The organism is Vibrio sp. STUT-A16, from assembly GCF_026000495.1.
In the GTDB taxonomy this organism is placed as follows: domain Bacteria; phylum Pseudomonadota; class Gammaproteobacteria; order Enterobacterales; family Vibrionaceae; genus Vibrio; species Vibrio diabolicus.
This window is the reverse complement of record NZ_AP026766.1, coordinates 959,381-972,350: the sequence shown is the minus strand read 5'-3', so window position 1 is coordinate 972,350 and position 12,970 is coordinate 959,381. Positions and strand designations below refer to the sequence as shown.

Below are 12,970 nucleotides of genomic sequence, written 5' to 3'. Positions count from 1 at the left end.
TCTTCAATTCAGTGACATTCACCACTCCCATAACTCCACTCCATAATGATTAACTGCTGAATAGCATTTTTACAGACAAAAGAGCGAAGCGAATTCAACTTAGCCTCACCAAAAAAATAAACCTTAAAAGCCAATCACTTATCTATGGTCTACTGAGTTCAATGTGTTTTGATAGGCTTTCTGGAGGGCCCAGCAACCAAATGTACGGTGTTGTCATGGTAGTCTTTCGAGGCTAACTACCCGATTCTGGGTGATAAAAACAATCCCAATTATGCATCACACAAAAACATGTATAATTTTTATGTAAGTTATTCAAATAACAAGAGCCCTACATGAAAATTCATTCGCTTTTCCCTGTGCTATTACTCTGTGCCATCTCATCTGCCACTGCAGCGGAAAATATCCGTATTGAATATTCTCCCGTGGAAACAACCCATGAAAAAATCGCCCTGCAATCTATCCAAAACAGCGATGTAAACCCAATTTTTCTTGAGCTATCTCAGATCCACTTTCCATTTCGCAAACCACTCACACTGGTTTACGGCGGAGAAGATGGCCCAATGTACGATCCCGATACGCACACGATACACATTCCTTACACTTTTTATTTGGAATCACTCAATTACTTCTCCAATAACCAGTATGAAGAACGCCTTGGAAAATCCCCAAAAACAGGGGCGTTAGATACGTTATTACACACCTTGCTGCATGAAGCAGGGCATGCTTACATCGAAGATCAAAACATCCCTGTTCTCGGAAAAGAAGAAGATGCCGTCGATAATTTTGCCACGATCTTAATGATTGACTTCCTAGAAGATGGCGCAGAGATGGCCATTCGCGCCGCCGACATGTTCGCATTTGAGTCCGATGACAGACCGGACTACTACGACTTCGGTGAGTACATTGATGAGCACAGTTTTGATTTGCAACGCTACTTCTCTACCTTATGTTTGGTGTACGGCAGTGATCCGGACCAGTACAAGTCTCTTCTCGATGAAGTTGAAAAAGACTACCTACGTGATCGCAAAGACTTTTGCCAATACAACTACGAGAACATACGCGCGAATTGGAACCACTACCTGCAACATAATGAACCAAAAGAAAAATCGCCACGTAGAACTCAGTAAGACAAATCAAATAATAAGACGATCGCAATGACAAAACTCACCATATTTTATGACGGAACTTGCCCACTGTGCGCCAAAGAAATGCACGCACTTAAGCAACGAGATGTAAAACAAGCGATAAAAATTGTCGATATCTACAGCGATGAATTTTCTGATTACCCACAGATAGACGCGCAAAAAGCCAATACGATTTTGCATGCGCTGAATGACAACAATGAACTGATACTTGGTCTTGATGTGACTCACCGAGCATGGCAGTTGGTAGGACGAGGTTGGCTATATGCTCCACTACGTTGGCCATTACTCAAGCCAATTGCAGACTGGCTTTACCTGCGCTTTGCCAACAATAGGTATCGTGTCTCATACTGGCTTACTGGTAGCTCCCGCTGCAACTCGGGCCAATGCTCTCGCTAATTGTGATCCTGCTTAAAAATGTGAGTCTCTCTCGTCCACGATCACCAACTTCCTGTACTTCTCACCCGCCAACTCGGTTAATCTGCAATCAGTACAAAAATAATTATTAACACTTTTATTTGGTAAAGCTATTGAAGTTTACCAGTTTGTAACGCTGCGCCGAGACGTAAGGAAGTACCTATGAATCTAACGATAAGAAAGCGACTTTATATTCTTTCCATCATTCCCGTGTTAACGATTGCTTTGGGTATGATGTGGTTTACCTACCTCCAAACCAGTACCTACAACCAACAACAAATCAATCATACGCACACGACGATGATGGCGATGAAGAAAGCGGAACTGAAAAACTATGTGCAGATGGCTCATTCCGCACTCAAACCATTATTGGATCGTAATGCCTCATTGCAAGAAGCCATTCCAGTGCTCAAAGAGCTAGAGTTCGGCCAATCAGGTTATATTTTTGCGTACGACTCAAAAGGTGTGCGTGTTGTTGTCGGAAAAAACAACAAAGGGGTTGGAGAAAACTTCTATAACCTTCAAGACAAAAAAGGCAACTACCTGATCCAAGACCTGTTGAAAAACGCCAAAACGGGTGACTTCACAACCTACTACTTCCCTAAGTTAGGGCAAACCGAAGCATTACCAAAACTCAGCTACTCCATGTTCATTCCCAAGTGGGATATTATGATTGGCACAGGTTTTTATACTGATGACATCGATGCGATCATTACAGAGATGGAAAACACAGCAAACGATGAGCTAAACAATACCTTAGCCGCTATTGCTATGTTTTGTGTCTCTATTGCCGTTGTCGTGGCCATTTTTGCCGTACTCGTCAACCGTAGCATTATGCGCCCTATCGAACAGTTTGACAGCTCAATCCAATCTTTCGCGCAAGGTGACGCCGACTTAACCGCGCGTATGGAAGAATCTAGCGTGCCAGAATTTAAGCAGCTCGCGCATAACTTCAATATCTTCGTTGAGAGCTTGCAAGGAATTATTAAGAGCGTCAGCCATGTCGGACAAGAGGTAGTATCAGAAACTAACAACATGTCTCAACGCGCCTCACAAGTGGATGAATTGGCTTCTGGTCAACGTGAGGAAACGGAACAAGTCGCGACTGCAATGACAGAAATGACGGCCACCGCTCACGAGATCTCTGGCAACGCAAACCAAGCCGCCGGTTCCGCTAAAAACGCCGATGACAACGCACAACAAGCGAAACACATCGTAGACTCCGCCGCTAATTCCGTTGAAGCGCTAGCGAATGAGGTCTCTGAAGCAAGCACTGTAATTTCACGTCTAGAGAGTGACGTGCAGAACATCTCATCCTCACTTGAAGTCATCCAAGATATTGCTGAACAAACCAACTTGCTTGCGCTAAATGCCGCCATTGAAGCGGCACGAGCGGGCGACCAAGGACGCGGATTCGCAGTTGTCGCGGATGAAGTGCGTAAGCTTGCAAGCCGCACTCAGGACAGCACAGGTGACATTCACAAGATGATCGATCAACTTAAAGCAGGATCGGATGCCGCAGTAAAAGCGATGGAATCTAGCCAAGCACGTGGCGAAGCGACAGTAGAAGAAGCACGTGCTGCATCGGTTGCGCTGCAAGATATTCAAGCAGCGATTGCGAATATCATGGACATGAACACGCTGATCGCGACCGCGACCGAAGAGCAAAGCCAAGTTGGACAAGAGATTTCACAACGCATCGAAGTCATTTCTCAGCAAAGTAGTCAATCGGCGCACCTTGCCAATCAAAATCGCTCGGGCAGCCAAAACCTCAATCACAAAGCCAACGAGCTTTACGGCTTGGTGGGACGCTTCACGGTTTAACTTCCTTAACCATACTTAATAGTAGAAACAGCGACGCCTTAACGTCGCTGTTTTTATTTCTGCTATCCTCAAGCGACTTAGCTATAATGCCGCCAACTAAGCACCCATAAGGGCAAAACCAGATGATTATCATGACCACCAATTTCGGTGACATCGAAATTGAATTGAATCTAGAACGAGCGCCAGTTAGCTCAAAGAACTTCAAAAAATACTGTGAAGATGGCTTTTACGACGGCACCATTTTCCACCGCGTTATCGACGGCTTTATGATCCAAGGTGGCGGTCACACCGAAGACATGGCAGAAAAGCCAACGCGCGCCCCAATCGCAAACGAAGCAAACCGTGGTCTAAAGAACCTTGTTGGCACTATCGCAATGGCGCGTACCGATGCACCCCACTCTGCAACGGCTCAGTTCTTCATTAACTTGGAAGACAATGATTTTCTAGATCACACCGCAACTACCAACCTAGGCTGGGGCTACGCCGTGTTTGGTAAAGTGACTGCGGGTATGGATGTCGTAAACCGCATCGCGAAAGTGAAAACAACTTCTAAGCTTGGTCATGATGATGTGCCATGCGATCCAATCATTATCGAGAAAGTGACGATCAGCGAATAAGCCCATTTTCCTCTTGGTAGAAATCGTCGCTACAAAACGAAAAAAGCGCCTAATGTCTTATGACTTAGGCGCTTTTTGTTTTTATGACTCAATCGATGAGTTTGGCTTGTACCGGATTTATTGATAAAAAAGCTCGGCTTTTGCTCCGACTAAATCAAGCTCAGAGCCTTGAAAGTCCACCAGATATTCAGCGACAAGGTTGTACCCAACCCAATACCCCATGTATTTCGGCCAGCGACTTTCATCACTGCCAAGAAAGTAAGCGTCGAAGTTGTAATCTAAGCTGGTCAACTTGTCTTTCATCTCAGCATAGAAAGGGCGCCAATCTTGATCTTTGATTTGCTCAAACAAGCTCGGTGTGATGCCGCCATTCACCTTACGTTCGAAATGACAAGCTAACCCTTCCATAATCAGTACATCACCAAGCGCAACGCCATTCTCTCCCGATCGCATACGGAACAGGTGATGCAACTCATGCGCTAGCACCGCGGCTAGTTCTCTCTCAATAACGTTTTTAATATCTGTACGTTGCGTATCAAGCAGAATCTCTACACGATAGGCGCTTAAGCAATAGCCACCAATCCCTGTCTGCGGTACGTCATTGCGATCAAACGGGCTAACGGTCAGGTCGATGTTACTGAGATCAAAGTAACTCGAAAGCCGTGAGCTCAGATCATCAAGTTTCTGATGTAAATACTCAGCGAGTGGAGACAACTCTCCCGTCGCATTTAACAGGGTTACGCGATAACTCATTTATCTTCCTTGATAATGTTGGTTAAGAGCGAGGAGTTTACAGTGTAAAGAGTGAGCAGCTCTAGCGATTACATCCCTTTGAACAAACTTTGAGATGCACGGCTCACAGGGAGCTTGTTTTCTCCAACGTGAACAAACATTCTGCCAGCAAAGTCTTTGTTTACTTTGTTAATTTTGCACACTTGCACCACGCTTGATCGGTGCACTTGCCAGAACTGCTCTGGGTTAAGCTGCCCTATCAACTCTTTCAACGATGTGCGAATCAAATACTCCTGCACTTTGCCTTGTCCTTGTTGGGCATACACAGAAACGTATTTTTCTTCCGCTTTGAAATACAACACATCAGACGTAGCAATCAAATGAATATCTTCCCCTTGCGTCGCTTTAATCCACTGAAGATATTGCGGCGTTTGTGGCGCGGATAATTGCTGTAACTGTTCTAACAAGCTGCTCATCTGCACATTACTGCTTTCTTGCTCTCGCTTAGCAAGGCGTGCTTTCACTCTTTCACAAGTCGTCAGGAGGCGCTCATCCGAGATAGGCTTGAGCAAATAATCGGCGGCATTTTGCTCAAAAGCTTTGATGGCGTAATCATCGTACGCGGTAACAAACACAATCAAAGGTGGATTGGCGAGTTGATTGAGTTTTTGCGCTAGTGTCATGCCATCCAGAACTGGCATACGAATATCTAGAAACGCAATGTCAGGTTGATTTTGCTCAATGGCTTGCAATGCTTGTTCACCATCGGCGACTTTGGCTATTACCTCTAGCTCAGGCCACACTTCAGCTAGGCTTTTATCAAGATGACGCCTCAATAACGGTTCATCATCAGCAATAATGGCAGTAAACCCTGTATTCATTCCTTTCTTCCTTGATTACGATTCTATTGGCCAACTCAGGCGAACACAAACGCCACCCTGAGCAGACTCACTGATAGAAACCTCTCCTTGCCCAGCGTACAAAGCTTCCACTCGCTGCTTGAGATTACTTAGACCCACGCCAGACCCCATGTGCCCACTAACGTGATTCAAGCCAACACCTGTGTCTCTGACTTCAATCTTCAAGTTCTGTTGTTCGCGCTTGATGAGCAAACGGACTTCGCCACCTTCTCGCTTCGGTTCAATACCATGGATGATGGCGTTTTCGATTAAAGGTTGGAGCATCATCGGCGGTAACTCGGTTCTGCCTAGTCCCTCTTCCACCTCAATCTTGTAGCTGAGTCGGTCACCTAAACGGGTTTGCTGGATGCTTAAGTAAGCCTCAAGTAACGCCGTTTCATTGTCTATGGTGGTGTGTTCTTCGCGTGAGCTTTTGAGCGTTGCACGCAGTAGCGCGGTTAACTGTTCTAGCATTAGCTTGGCTTTATCGACATCTTGCGACATGAGCGCACTGATATTCGCCAAGGTATTGAATAGAAAATGCGGTTCAATCTGGCTTTGCATCTGCTTAAGTTGACTCAGCAGCAGCGCACGGTCTTGCTCTGCTTTCTCGCGTTTGATGGCTTCCAACTCTCGTTGAGCGATTGCATGTTGCTCGCGTGAGTAGAAATAGAAAAAGCACATGGCACTGAATAACAACCCCATTAGACCAACCGACAGCATGCCCGAAATACCGAAGTATTCCCCAAGCCAAAGCTGAGCGTTCACCACACCAAACAATAAGCATGCTGCCAGCGAGATAGCCACTTCCGCCAAACGAGGAATGGTAGGAAACAGGCGGTCGACAAGCCATGAGAAGAAGATAGCCGAATAGCCAAATCCAAAGCTAACCGCCACATGAATATAAAATGGACCGCCCCAAACCGAGAGCGTCATCGCTGCAATAAAGAAACAAAATGCCGTGGTCACTAATAAGCTACGCGGCCATCCACTTTTCACCACTGATTTTGCTGAACACATTTAGAATTTCCCTTTGATGTTAAATACAATCATATGCTTATCATTGATTTGTGCGTAAGCAGATTGGTCGTCTCCGGTTAAAAAGCGTGCGGCAACTTCCACTTCTACACTTTGATCGCCAGTATCAATCCATTGGTACTTAAGCCACTGCGTGACGATCACACCACCATCTTGTGGCGACAGCATCACATCCAACGTAGGGGTTACATCACTTAGCCAGCCCATATCCCCTTTGCCGTTCCATGCAGCCCATGCTTCCACATCCCAACTCCAGTGCAGCATTACGTTATGCTGAACGATATTGGCATGCTGAAACCCTTGGGCGTAGCTTGTCGCAAGTAGAGCGCTGCTAGCCAACAGAGAGTTGTTAGGATCAGGGATCTGAGAGAGTAATTCACCACGCTCTATTGCTTGTTGCCATTCGCTTTTCGACCATGCACGACTGTCGTACCAATATTCCGCAATCACGTTGTGTCCGGCTTGGTTTGCCCAGTTCACACCAACTAAAGCTTGGAATGCGCTGCCCTGCTCCTCAACCGAAACGGGTTGGTAAAGATCACCCTGCTGAAACTGATAGCCGACACTTTGCTTTTGCCACAGTATTGATCCGTGCATGGCGATGGATTCATCCCACACCGCAATGGCACTGGCTCCAAGCAAACCTCGGCGCACATCATCGTAATAACCAATAAGTTGATACTCAGTGTCACCCACCAGCGCATAACGACGAATACCAACACCTTGCTGCTCTGCGGCTTGATCAAGAGCACTCTGGTCTTGTTGCCCCCAGCTTGAATCGGTCGCAATCACTGTCCACTCGCCGGCCATATCGTAGTGTGAAAGTGAAAACACACCCGCCCCCTCTTCTGCGACTAAGCCAACAGGGTTTTGTCGATACGGCTTAAACAGATCCAATGGTCGGTAGCCATAACCCACCCCCCAATCCACGCGCAACTTACCCAAACTCACATCAAGAGTGGTATCACCGACTTGCCACTCCCCTAGCCAGGCCAGCTCTCTAATCAGCAATTGGTTATCAGCCTCACTCCACCAATCACTCTTTCCTTGTTGATTGAGGTACAAACCTTGGCTATACAGAGCGAACAAACCACTGAAGTTCTGATAATTCACCTGCACATCCAACAGTGCATTAAGTGAATCACGAGAACTGCCCTGCGCCTGCATAAATGCGCTATCACGCTGCTTGGCCGTTTCGTAACTGACAGCCCAATCCCACTCAAAACTCAGCTCATCATTGGCAAAAGCTGGGGCTGCCGCGCCCACACACAATGACGCAGCAATCAACAGACTGGTGCTTTTGTTAAGGTTAGGCTGGCGCGATTTCATGTGACTTCCTTGCTCGTTTTCATGGTTCTATTTACGAAGCTCAGACTAAAGCTGAGTCGTGTTGGCTTTAGGCAAATAACTTGGGTTGTAGAACTTGTTATCCAGTTGCCAAGGCACGATTTCTTGGTACTCGATAACGGTCTTTTTGCTCGGCTGAATGCTATCAAGCAAGGTCATCTCACTGACGTAGTCTTCGCCGTTGTTGGTTGCACGTCCATATTGCGCTTGCTTGGCGAGCTTGCCAGAGCGCAAGTAGAGATCAGCTTTAATTGGAAACGCATCTTGCTCAGACAACCACAAGTCGATCTTCTGATAGCTCGCCCCTTTGGTTTTCGCGGTTAAAGCAAGGTGATAAGCCGCGACACTTTCCCCGTTTACCGAAACGGTTTCTGTCGCTTTCCATTCACCTTGATAATCTTGGCTCCACGTCAGGGTTGAGATGTCGCCGATAGACGCTTCACCAAGCAGCTTTTGCATTGGCGTAATGCGAATCGGACGGCGGCTCTTTGGCATTTGCAGCCAGTAGTTGTCGCCCATCATCAGCATCTTTTGCCCAGCTTCGACTGCCGATTTGAACACCACCAACGATTCACGATTTGGACGCGTGTACACGTGGTAAAGGCGGGTTTTATCTAATTCTTGGTCTTGATATAAGCGCACCAATGACACCACTTTGGAGGAATCATCTTGCAAGCGGTAGCTGTCCGCTTTTTCAATCAATTGCGCAACTTGCTGTGCATCTAGCGCTGTTTCATTTGCACTGGCACTCAAGCTTGCAATGCCGCTAACCGTCAGCAGTGCAATTGGTAATAGTGATTTGAAATTAAACATAAATCAGAGCCTCCGTAATTGGCTTGTTCACCCCTTTGCGCGCCGAGAAAAACGCCGCAACCAAACAAATCATCAATACTGCGAATCCTGCGACGGCCACCAGCTCCCAAGAGAAGTAAATCGTTAATGGGTAACCTTCTGTGCGTCCTGGCGGTGGCGGCATTTGCACATCCACGACCATCAGTAAGACGGTAACTAACGCAGTAAACAAAGCGCCGATTAAACTACCAATCACCGCAAGTAACCCTGCTTCGCGCAAGAACCCAGCAATGATTTCGCGAGGGTAGCTACCAAGAGCCGACAAGGTGCCGATTTCACGTGTACGCTCGGTGACCGACATGGTCATGGTGTTGAACAGCGCGACAAAGACCACCAACGCCATTACTGCGCCCATGATGCCGAAGATGCGGTCGTACAAATCTTTCACTTTGAGATAGAAGAACGCACGCTCTTGCCAAGGCGTAATCTCAATATCTTGCTCTCCAAAGTTCTGTTTTTGCTTACTCAGAACCGAAGCCACTTGTTGCTCGACTTGATTAGTTAAATTGGTATCGAACAGGAAGACCGATAACGCACTGACTTTGTCGGAGCCCAACAACGATTGCGCGCTGTTGATGTGCACGTAAAGCTGGCGTTTATCAAGCTCAGGCACGCCGGTTGAATAGATGCCACGAACTTTGAAGTCATACGCATTCAATGCACCATCGGTTGTGGTCGCCAGTAAGGTAATCCAATCGCCAACGTGCACGCTTAGATTGTTCGCTAAATCAACGCCGAGCATCACTTCTGGCTCTGCTGGGTCATAACGCGATGCATGAATGTTGGACAGCTTCTGCCCTTCGCGCACATCCAAAAACGGGCCTTTCATATCGAATTCGCGCTCGTTCACGCCAATGCCGATAAAGATCGAGGACTTGTTGCCGTTGGAAATCAAACCACTGAACTCAACTCGTGGTTGAACGCCTCGCACTTCATTTAAACCAATCAATTGCTTGGTGATGTCGTCCGCATGAGTTAACCCATTACTCAGTGGCATCTCTTCTTCTTTAGCGAAGTAACCTGGCGTGGTTAACGTCAGATGCCCCGTATCACGCGCTGTCGATTCTTTCAAACTGTCGTAGGTGTACAGACCAAAACCACCCGCACTGGTTAAGGCAAACACGGCAATGGCAATGATCAACATCGACAACAAACTGCGGCGGCGATTGCGTTGCAGGTTCAACCAAGCAAGGCGAACCGAAACAGGAATTAGCTTGCCCATGAAACCTCCTCCACACTTGCGTGCGTTTGGGTAATTTTGCCATCCACCAGCTCAATGGTGCGATCGCAGCGGGATGCCATGCGAGGGTCGTGTGTGGCAACGATAAAAGTGGTGCCAAGCTCGTGTCCGAGCCCTTTCATAATGTCGATGACCTTGTTGGCAGTTTGGCTATCAAGACTTGCGGTTGGCTCATCAGCAATAACCAACGCTGGTTTGTGCACTAAGGCGCGCGCGATTGCCACGCGTTGTTGCTGGCCGCCCGACAAGTTATCGGGCATGTGATGAATAAACTCGCCCAAACCTACGTGCTCTAGCATTTGTGTGGCGAGCTCGGTTTGTTCTGCTTTTGAAAAGCCGTTGAGGTGCAACGGATAAGCCACGTTCTCCAACGCTGTCATCACAGGCACAAGGTTGAATTTCTGGAACACAAAACCAAGCTTTTCACGGCGCATTTTCGCCGCCTGCATTTGCCCGGTTGGGTATGGGCTGCCTGCAAATGTCACCTGACCTTGGTATTGAGTATCCAGCATACCAAGCACGTTAAGTAAGGTGCTTTTGCCTGAGCCAGACGGTCCGCACAATGCCACCATTTCGCCGGCAAACACTTCACCAGACACGTCTCGCAATGCACGTACGGTTTGGCTGCCAAGGGCGTAATCGCGGCTAAGTTGATTAAAAACGATCATGACGCCTCCCTAATACTTCGCTAGCAGCGCTTTCGCGGTTTGCGTTTCTAGATTGCTGTCGCCCAACTGCTCCATTTGCGCTAACCATGTTTTGGCTTGTTGAACGTCTTCAGCGCGCAGTGCCGCTTCAATGGCGTAGCGATAAATCCAAGACGTTGCCGCAAAAGGTTGCTGACTAAAACTCGGTTCATCGAGCAGAGAAAGGTACAGCTCGTAGCCACGCTCAAAGTGATTGAACATGTCAGGTAGAGCAGTAAAGGTGGTGGCTGCCATGGCGGTGGCTAGTTGGTATTCCGGCAAGCCTTGTAAACGTTGTTGCTCTTGAAGTGGTACTGGCTGATTCGCCATTAAATCCAAACCCTTTTGGATTGTGGCAAGACCGCGCTCGGTGAACTTCATCTTGTTCCAAGGCATAAACGCCTCACGACCTTGCAACGTCTCAGCACTGCCTAAATACACCAAGGTCACCGGCGTTGCGCCCTGCTCTTCGAGTTGTTTGGATAGTTCGCCGTAAACGGTATCAACCAAACCAGAATCACCCTGCGCTGCTTGGTTGAACTGACTGAGTGTGCGCTCGCTTGGGTTAGCTAGAGCCAGATTGCTGCTGAGTGCAAATGCGGCGATAAACGTACTTGCCAGTTTAAGAGCTTTGACTGAGCGAGATTGAGAAACCATCATGTACTGTCCTTAGTTGAACGTGATTTGATGGTTTCAGATTAATGGAGAAGATCGCACACTGCTTTTGCATGCGACCAATGGCAGTTATTTAGAATGAACGGTTGTTTGCTGCGATGAATGACATTCCCTTCTTAAAGAGAGCATATATCCCTGCTTGTTTATAAGCGTCTGTCTTTCACCACAATAGGAATAAAAATACTGGCTTAAAACCTGCGTCTAGTGTATTTATCCATTCCACAGCTTTCCAAGCAGCTTACCCATAACAGACGACATCGACGCTCCTCTCATACACACCTTTGCATGGTGTCTGTTATTTCCAAATAGGATTCTTAGCATCGGAATAGTTCGAACTCTCGAGTTCTGGTTGTTTTCGCGCTCGAACTGGGTGCGTTATTAGGTCGTAGAAAATGAATAAGCGTTTTTTCCCCAGGGTCGATTTGCCACTGCTGATGGCGATCATTCCGATCATGCTATTGAGTACACTAACACTTTGGAGTGCCAGTGGCTTTAATGAGGCCATGCTCTTCAAGCATTTAGCACGCTGCGGACTGACCTTGGTTTGTATATTGGTCATGTCATCGATTCCCGCCGCTAGCTATCAACGCTCAGCTCCATATCTCTACATTATTGCGGTTGCGCTGCTACTTGCTGTCGCTTTGTTTGGCGATAGCACTAATGGCTCTCAACGTTGGCTCGATATTGGCTTTTTTCGCTTTCAACCCTCGGAGCTAATCAAACTCTCGATTCCAATCATGATCGCGTGGATGCTACATATTGAAGGCGGCAGACCAGATAGTAGGAAAATTGCATTTTGCTTACTCATCACTATGATTCCTGCCGGATTAATCGCGCTACAACCGGATTTAGACGGTGCGGTTTTTACCGTCATTTACGCCTTATTCGTTTTATTTTTAGCTGGCATGAGCTGGAAAATAATCGGTGGCTTTGTCGCGAGTATATTAACGTTGGCGCCAATTTTGTGGTTCTTCGTCATGGAAACGTATCAAAAAAGCCGCGTTACTCAGTTCTTGCACCCGGAGTCGGATCCGTTAGGTTCGGGCTACCAAATCATCCAATCTTTGATTGCGATAGGCTCCGGCGGAATGAAAGGCAAAGGTTGGATGAATGCTACGCAAGGAACACTTGGCTTTATTCCAGAAAGTCATACGGACTTTATTTTTTCGACTTATGCCGAGGAGTGGGGTTTTGTTGGTAGTTTAGTCTTGCTCGCACTGTACTTGTTTATTACCGCCCGCGTCATGTTGCTTGCATGTCAGTCTGACCACTTTTTTAGTCGGCTTGTGAGTGGCGCATTAGCGATGAGCTTTTTCCTGTATGCTTTTATCAATACAGGTATGGTGAGCGGCTTGTTGCCAGTAATGGGAAGCCCTCTGCCGTTCTTTAGTTACGGCGGCACGGCCATGCTGACGCAAGGCATCTGTTTTGGTGTGATCATGTCACTGTGTTATTCCAAATATCGCAACGCATAATGCTGCTAGCAAAGAGTGCGATCAAA

At 47.2% G+C, this 12,970-nt stretch carries 13 protein-coding genes; 5 read left to right on the top strand and 8 right to left on the bottom strand.

What is annotated here, in order from left to right:
- The first annotated feature begins 332 nt into the window (after positions 1–332).
- The 4 genes from OO778_RS20800 (at position 333) to OO778_RS20785 (ending at position 4,000) form a co-directional block, all read left to right on the top strand.
- Positions 333–1,127 (top strand): DUF4344 domain-containing metallopeptidase, encoded by a 795-nt coding sequence (locus OO778_RS20800; RefSeq protein ID WP_074190265.1) that lies wholly within the window; start codon positions 333–335, stop codon positions 1,125–1,127.
- A 27-nt stretch (positions 1,128–1,154) separates the two neighbouring features.
- Positions 1,155–1,541, top strand: a complete 387-nt coding sequence (locus tag OO778_RS20795; RefSeq protein ID WP_046875624.1) for a DUF393 domain-containing protein — start codon at positions 1,155–1,157, stop codon at positions 1,539–1,541.
- A gap of 180 nt (positions 1,542–1,721) precedes the next feature.
- The gene (locus OO778_RS20790; protein ID WP_264911416.1) at positions 1,722–3,383 is read left to right on the top strand and encodes a methyl-accepting chemotaxis protein; all 1,662 of its coding nucleotides are present in this window, start codon (positions 1,722–1,724) and stop codon (positions 3,381–3,383) included.
- A 122-nt stretch (positions 3,384–3,505) separates the two neighbouring features.
- Positions 3,506–4,000, top strand: a complete 495-nt coding sequence (locus OO778_RS20785; protein WP_005374458.1) for a peptidylprolyl isomerase — start codon at positions 3,506–3,508, stop codon at positions 3,998–4,000.
- Between the two features lie 117 nt (positions 4,001–4,117).
- On the opposite strand, the gene OO778_RS20780 is transcribed toward OO778_RS20785, so the two are convergent.
- From OO778_RS20780 to OO778_RS20745, 8 genes are all read right to left on the bottom strand, one after another.
- Positions 4,118–4,753, bottom strand: a complete 636-nt coding sequence (locus OO778_RS20780) for a DUF2268 domain-containing protein (protein ID WP_264911413.1) — start codon at positions 4,751–4,753, stop codon at positions 4,118–4,120.
- A gap of 68 nt (positions 4,754–4,821) precedes the next feature.
- Positions 4,822–5,613 carry a LytTR family DNA-binding domain-containing protein gene (locus OO778_RS20775; protein ID WP_171305985.1) on the bottom strand — a complete coding sequence of 264 codons (792 nt, stop codon included), beginning with the start codon at positions 5,611–5,613 and terminating at the stop codon, positions 4,822–4,824.
- Between the two features lie 15 nt (positions 5,614–5,628).
- Entirely contained in the window at positions 5,629–6,651 is a 1,023-nt protein-coding gene (locus OO778_RS20770) for a sensor histidine kinase (RefSeq protein ID WP_264911411.1), read from the bottom strand.
- A complete protein-coding gene (locus OO778_RS20765; RefSeq protein ID WP_264911410.1) occupies positions 6,652–7,998 on the bottom strand; it encodes a hypothetical protein in 1,347 nt (448 codons plus the stop codon).
- Between the two features lie 45 nt (positions 7,999–8,043).
- Positions 8,044–8,829 (bottom strand): outer membrane lipoprotein-sorting protein, encoded by a 786-nt coding sequence (locus OO778_RS20760; protein ID WP_264911408.1) that lies wholly within the window; start codon positions 8,827–8,829, stop codon positions 8,044–8,046.
- Positions 8,822–10,090, bottom strand: coding sequence for an ABC transporter permease (locus OO778_RS20755; RefSeq protein ID WP_264911407.1), 1,269 nt, complete (start codon positions 10,088–10,090; stop codon positions 8,822–8,824). Before OO778_RS20755 ends, OO778_RS20760 begins: the two co-directional genes overlap by 8 nt.
- The gene (locus OO778_RS20750) at positions 10,078–10,776 is read right to left on the bottom strand and encodes an ABC transporter ATP-binding protein (RefSeq protein ID WP_005374479.1); all 699 of its coding nucleotides are present in this window, start codon (positions 10,774–10,776) and stop codon (positions 10,078–10,080) included. The genes OO778_RS20755 and OO778_RS20750 overlap by 13 nt, the downstream gene beginning before the upstream one ends.
- A gap of 9 nt (positions 10,777–10,785) precedes the next feature.
- Positions 10,786–11,454, bottom strand: coding sequence for a hypothetical protein (locus tag OO778_RS20745; protein ID WP_264911403.1), 669 nt, complete (start codon positions 11,452–11,454; stop codon positions 10,786–10,788).
- Positions 11,455–11,861: 407 nt separating this feature from the next.
- Here OO778_RS20745 and rodA point away from each other — a divergent pair, with 407 nt between their 5' ends.
- Complete coding sequence (gene rodA / locus OO778_RS20740; protein ID WP_046875633.1) at positions 11,862–12,944, top strand: rod shape-determining protein RodA; 1,083 nt, start codon at positions 11,862–11,864, stop codon at positions 12,942–12,944.
- Positions 12,945–12,970: the final 26 nt, after the last annotated feature.

What these genes read in the sequence shown, in the direction of transcription:
- OO778_RS20800 (WP_074190265.1), top strand. Translation starts at nt 333, where the DNA reads ATGAAAATTCATTCGCTTTTCCCTGTGCTATTACTCTGTGCCATCTCA.
- OO778_RS20795 (WP_046875624.1), top strand. Translation starts at nt 1,155, where the DNA reads ATGACAAAACTCACCATATTTTATGACGGAACTTGCCCACTGTGCGCC.
- OO778_RS20790 (WP_264911416.1), top strand. Translation starts at nt 1,722, where the DNA reads ATGAATCTAACGATAAGAAAGCGACTTTATATTCTTTCCATCATTCCC.
- OO778_RS20785 (WP_005374458.1), top strand. Translation starts at nt 3,506, where the DNA reads ATGATTATCATGACCACCAATTTCGGTGACATCGAAATTGAATTGAAT.
- OO778_RS20780 (WP_264911413.1), bottom strand. Translation starts at nt 4,753, where the DNA reads ATGAGTTATCGCGTAACCCTGTTAAATGCGACGGGAGAGTTGTCTCCA.
- OO778_RS20775 (WP_171305985.1), bottom strand. Translation starts at nt 5,613, where the DNA reads ATGAATACAGGGTTTACTGCCATTATTGCTGATGATGAACCGTTATTG.
- OO778_RS20770 (WP_264911411.1), bottom strand. Translation starts at nt 6,651, where the DNA reads ATGTGTTCAGCAAAATCAGTGGTGAAAAGTGGATGGCCGCGTAGCTTA.
- OO778_RS20765 (WP_264911410.1), bottom strand. Translation starts at nt 7,998, where the DNA reads ATGAAATCGCGCCAGCCTAACCTTAACAAAAGCACCAGTCTGTTGATT.
- OO778_RS20760 (WP_264911408.1), bottom strand. Translation starts at nt 8,829, where the DNA reads ATGTTTAATTTCAAATCACTATTACCAATTGCACTGCTGACGGTTAGC.
- OO778_RS20755 (WP_264911407.1), bottom strand. Translation starts at nt 10,090, where the DNA reads ATGGGCAAGCTAATTCCTGTTTCGGTTCGCCTTGCTTGGTTGAACCTG.
- OO778_RS20750 (WP_005374479.1), bottom strand. Translation starts at nt 10,776, where the DNA reads ATGATCGTTTTTAATCAACTTAGCCGCGATTACGCCCTTGGCAGCCAA.
- OO778_RS20745 (WP_264911403.1), bottom strand. Translation starts at nt 11,454, where the DNA reads ATGATGGTTTCTCAATCTCGCTCAGTCAAAGCTCTTAAACTGGCAAGT.
- rodA (WP_046875633.1), top strand. Translation starts at nt 11,862, where the DNA reads ATGAATAAGCGTTTTTTCCCCAGGGTCGATTTGCCACTGCTGATGGCG.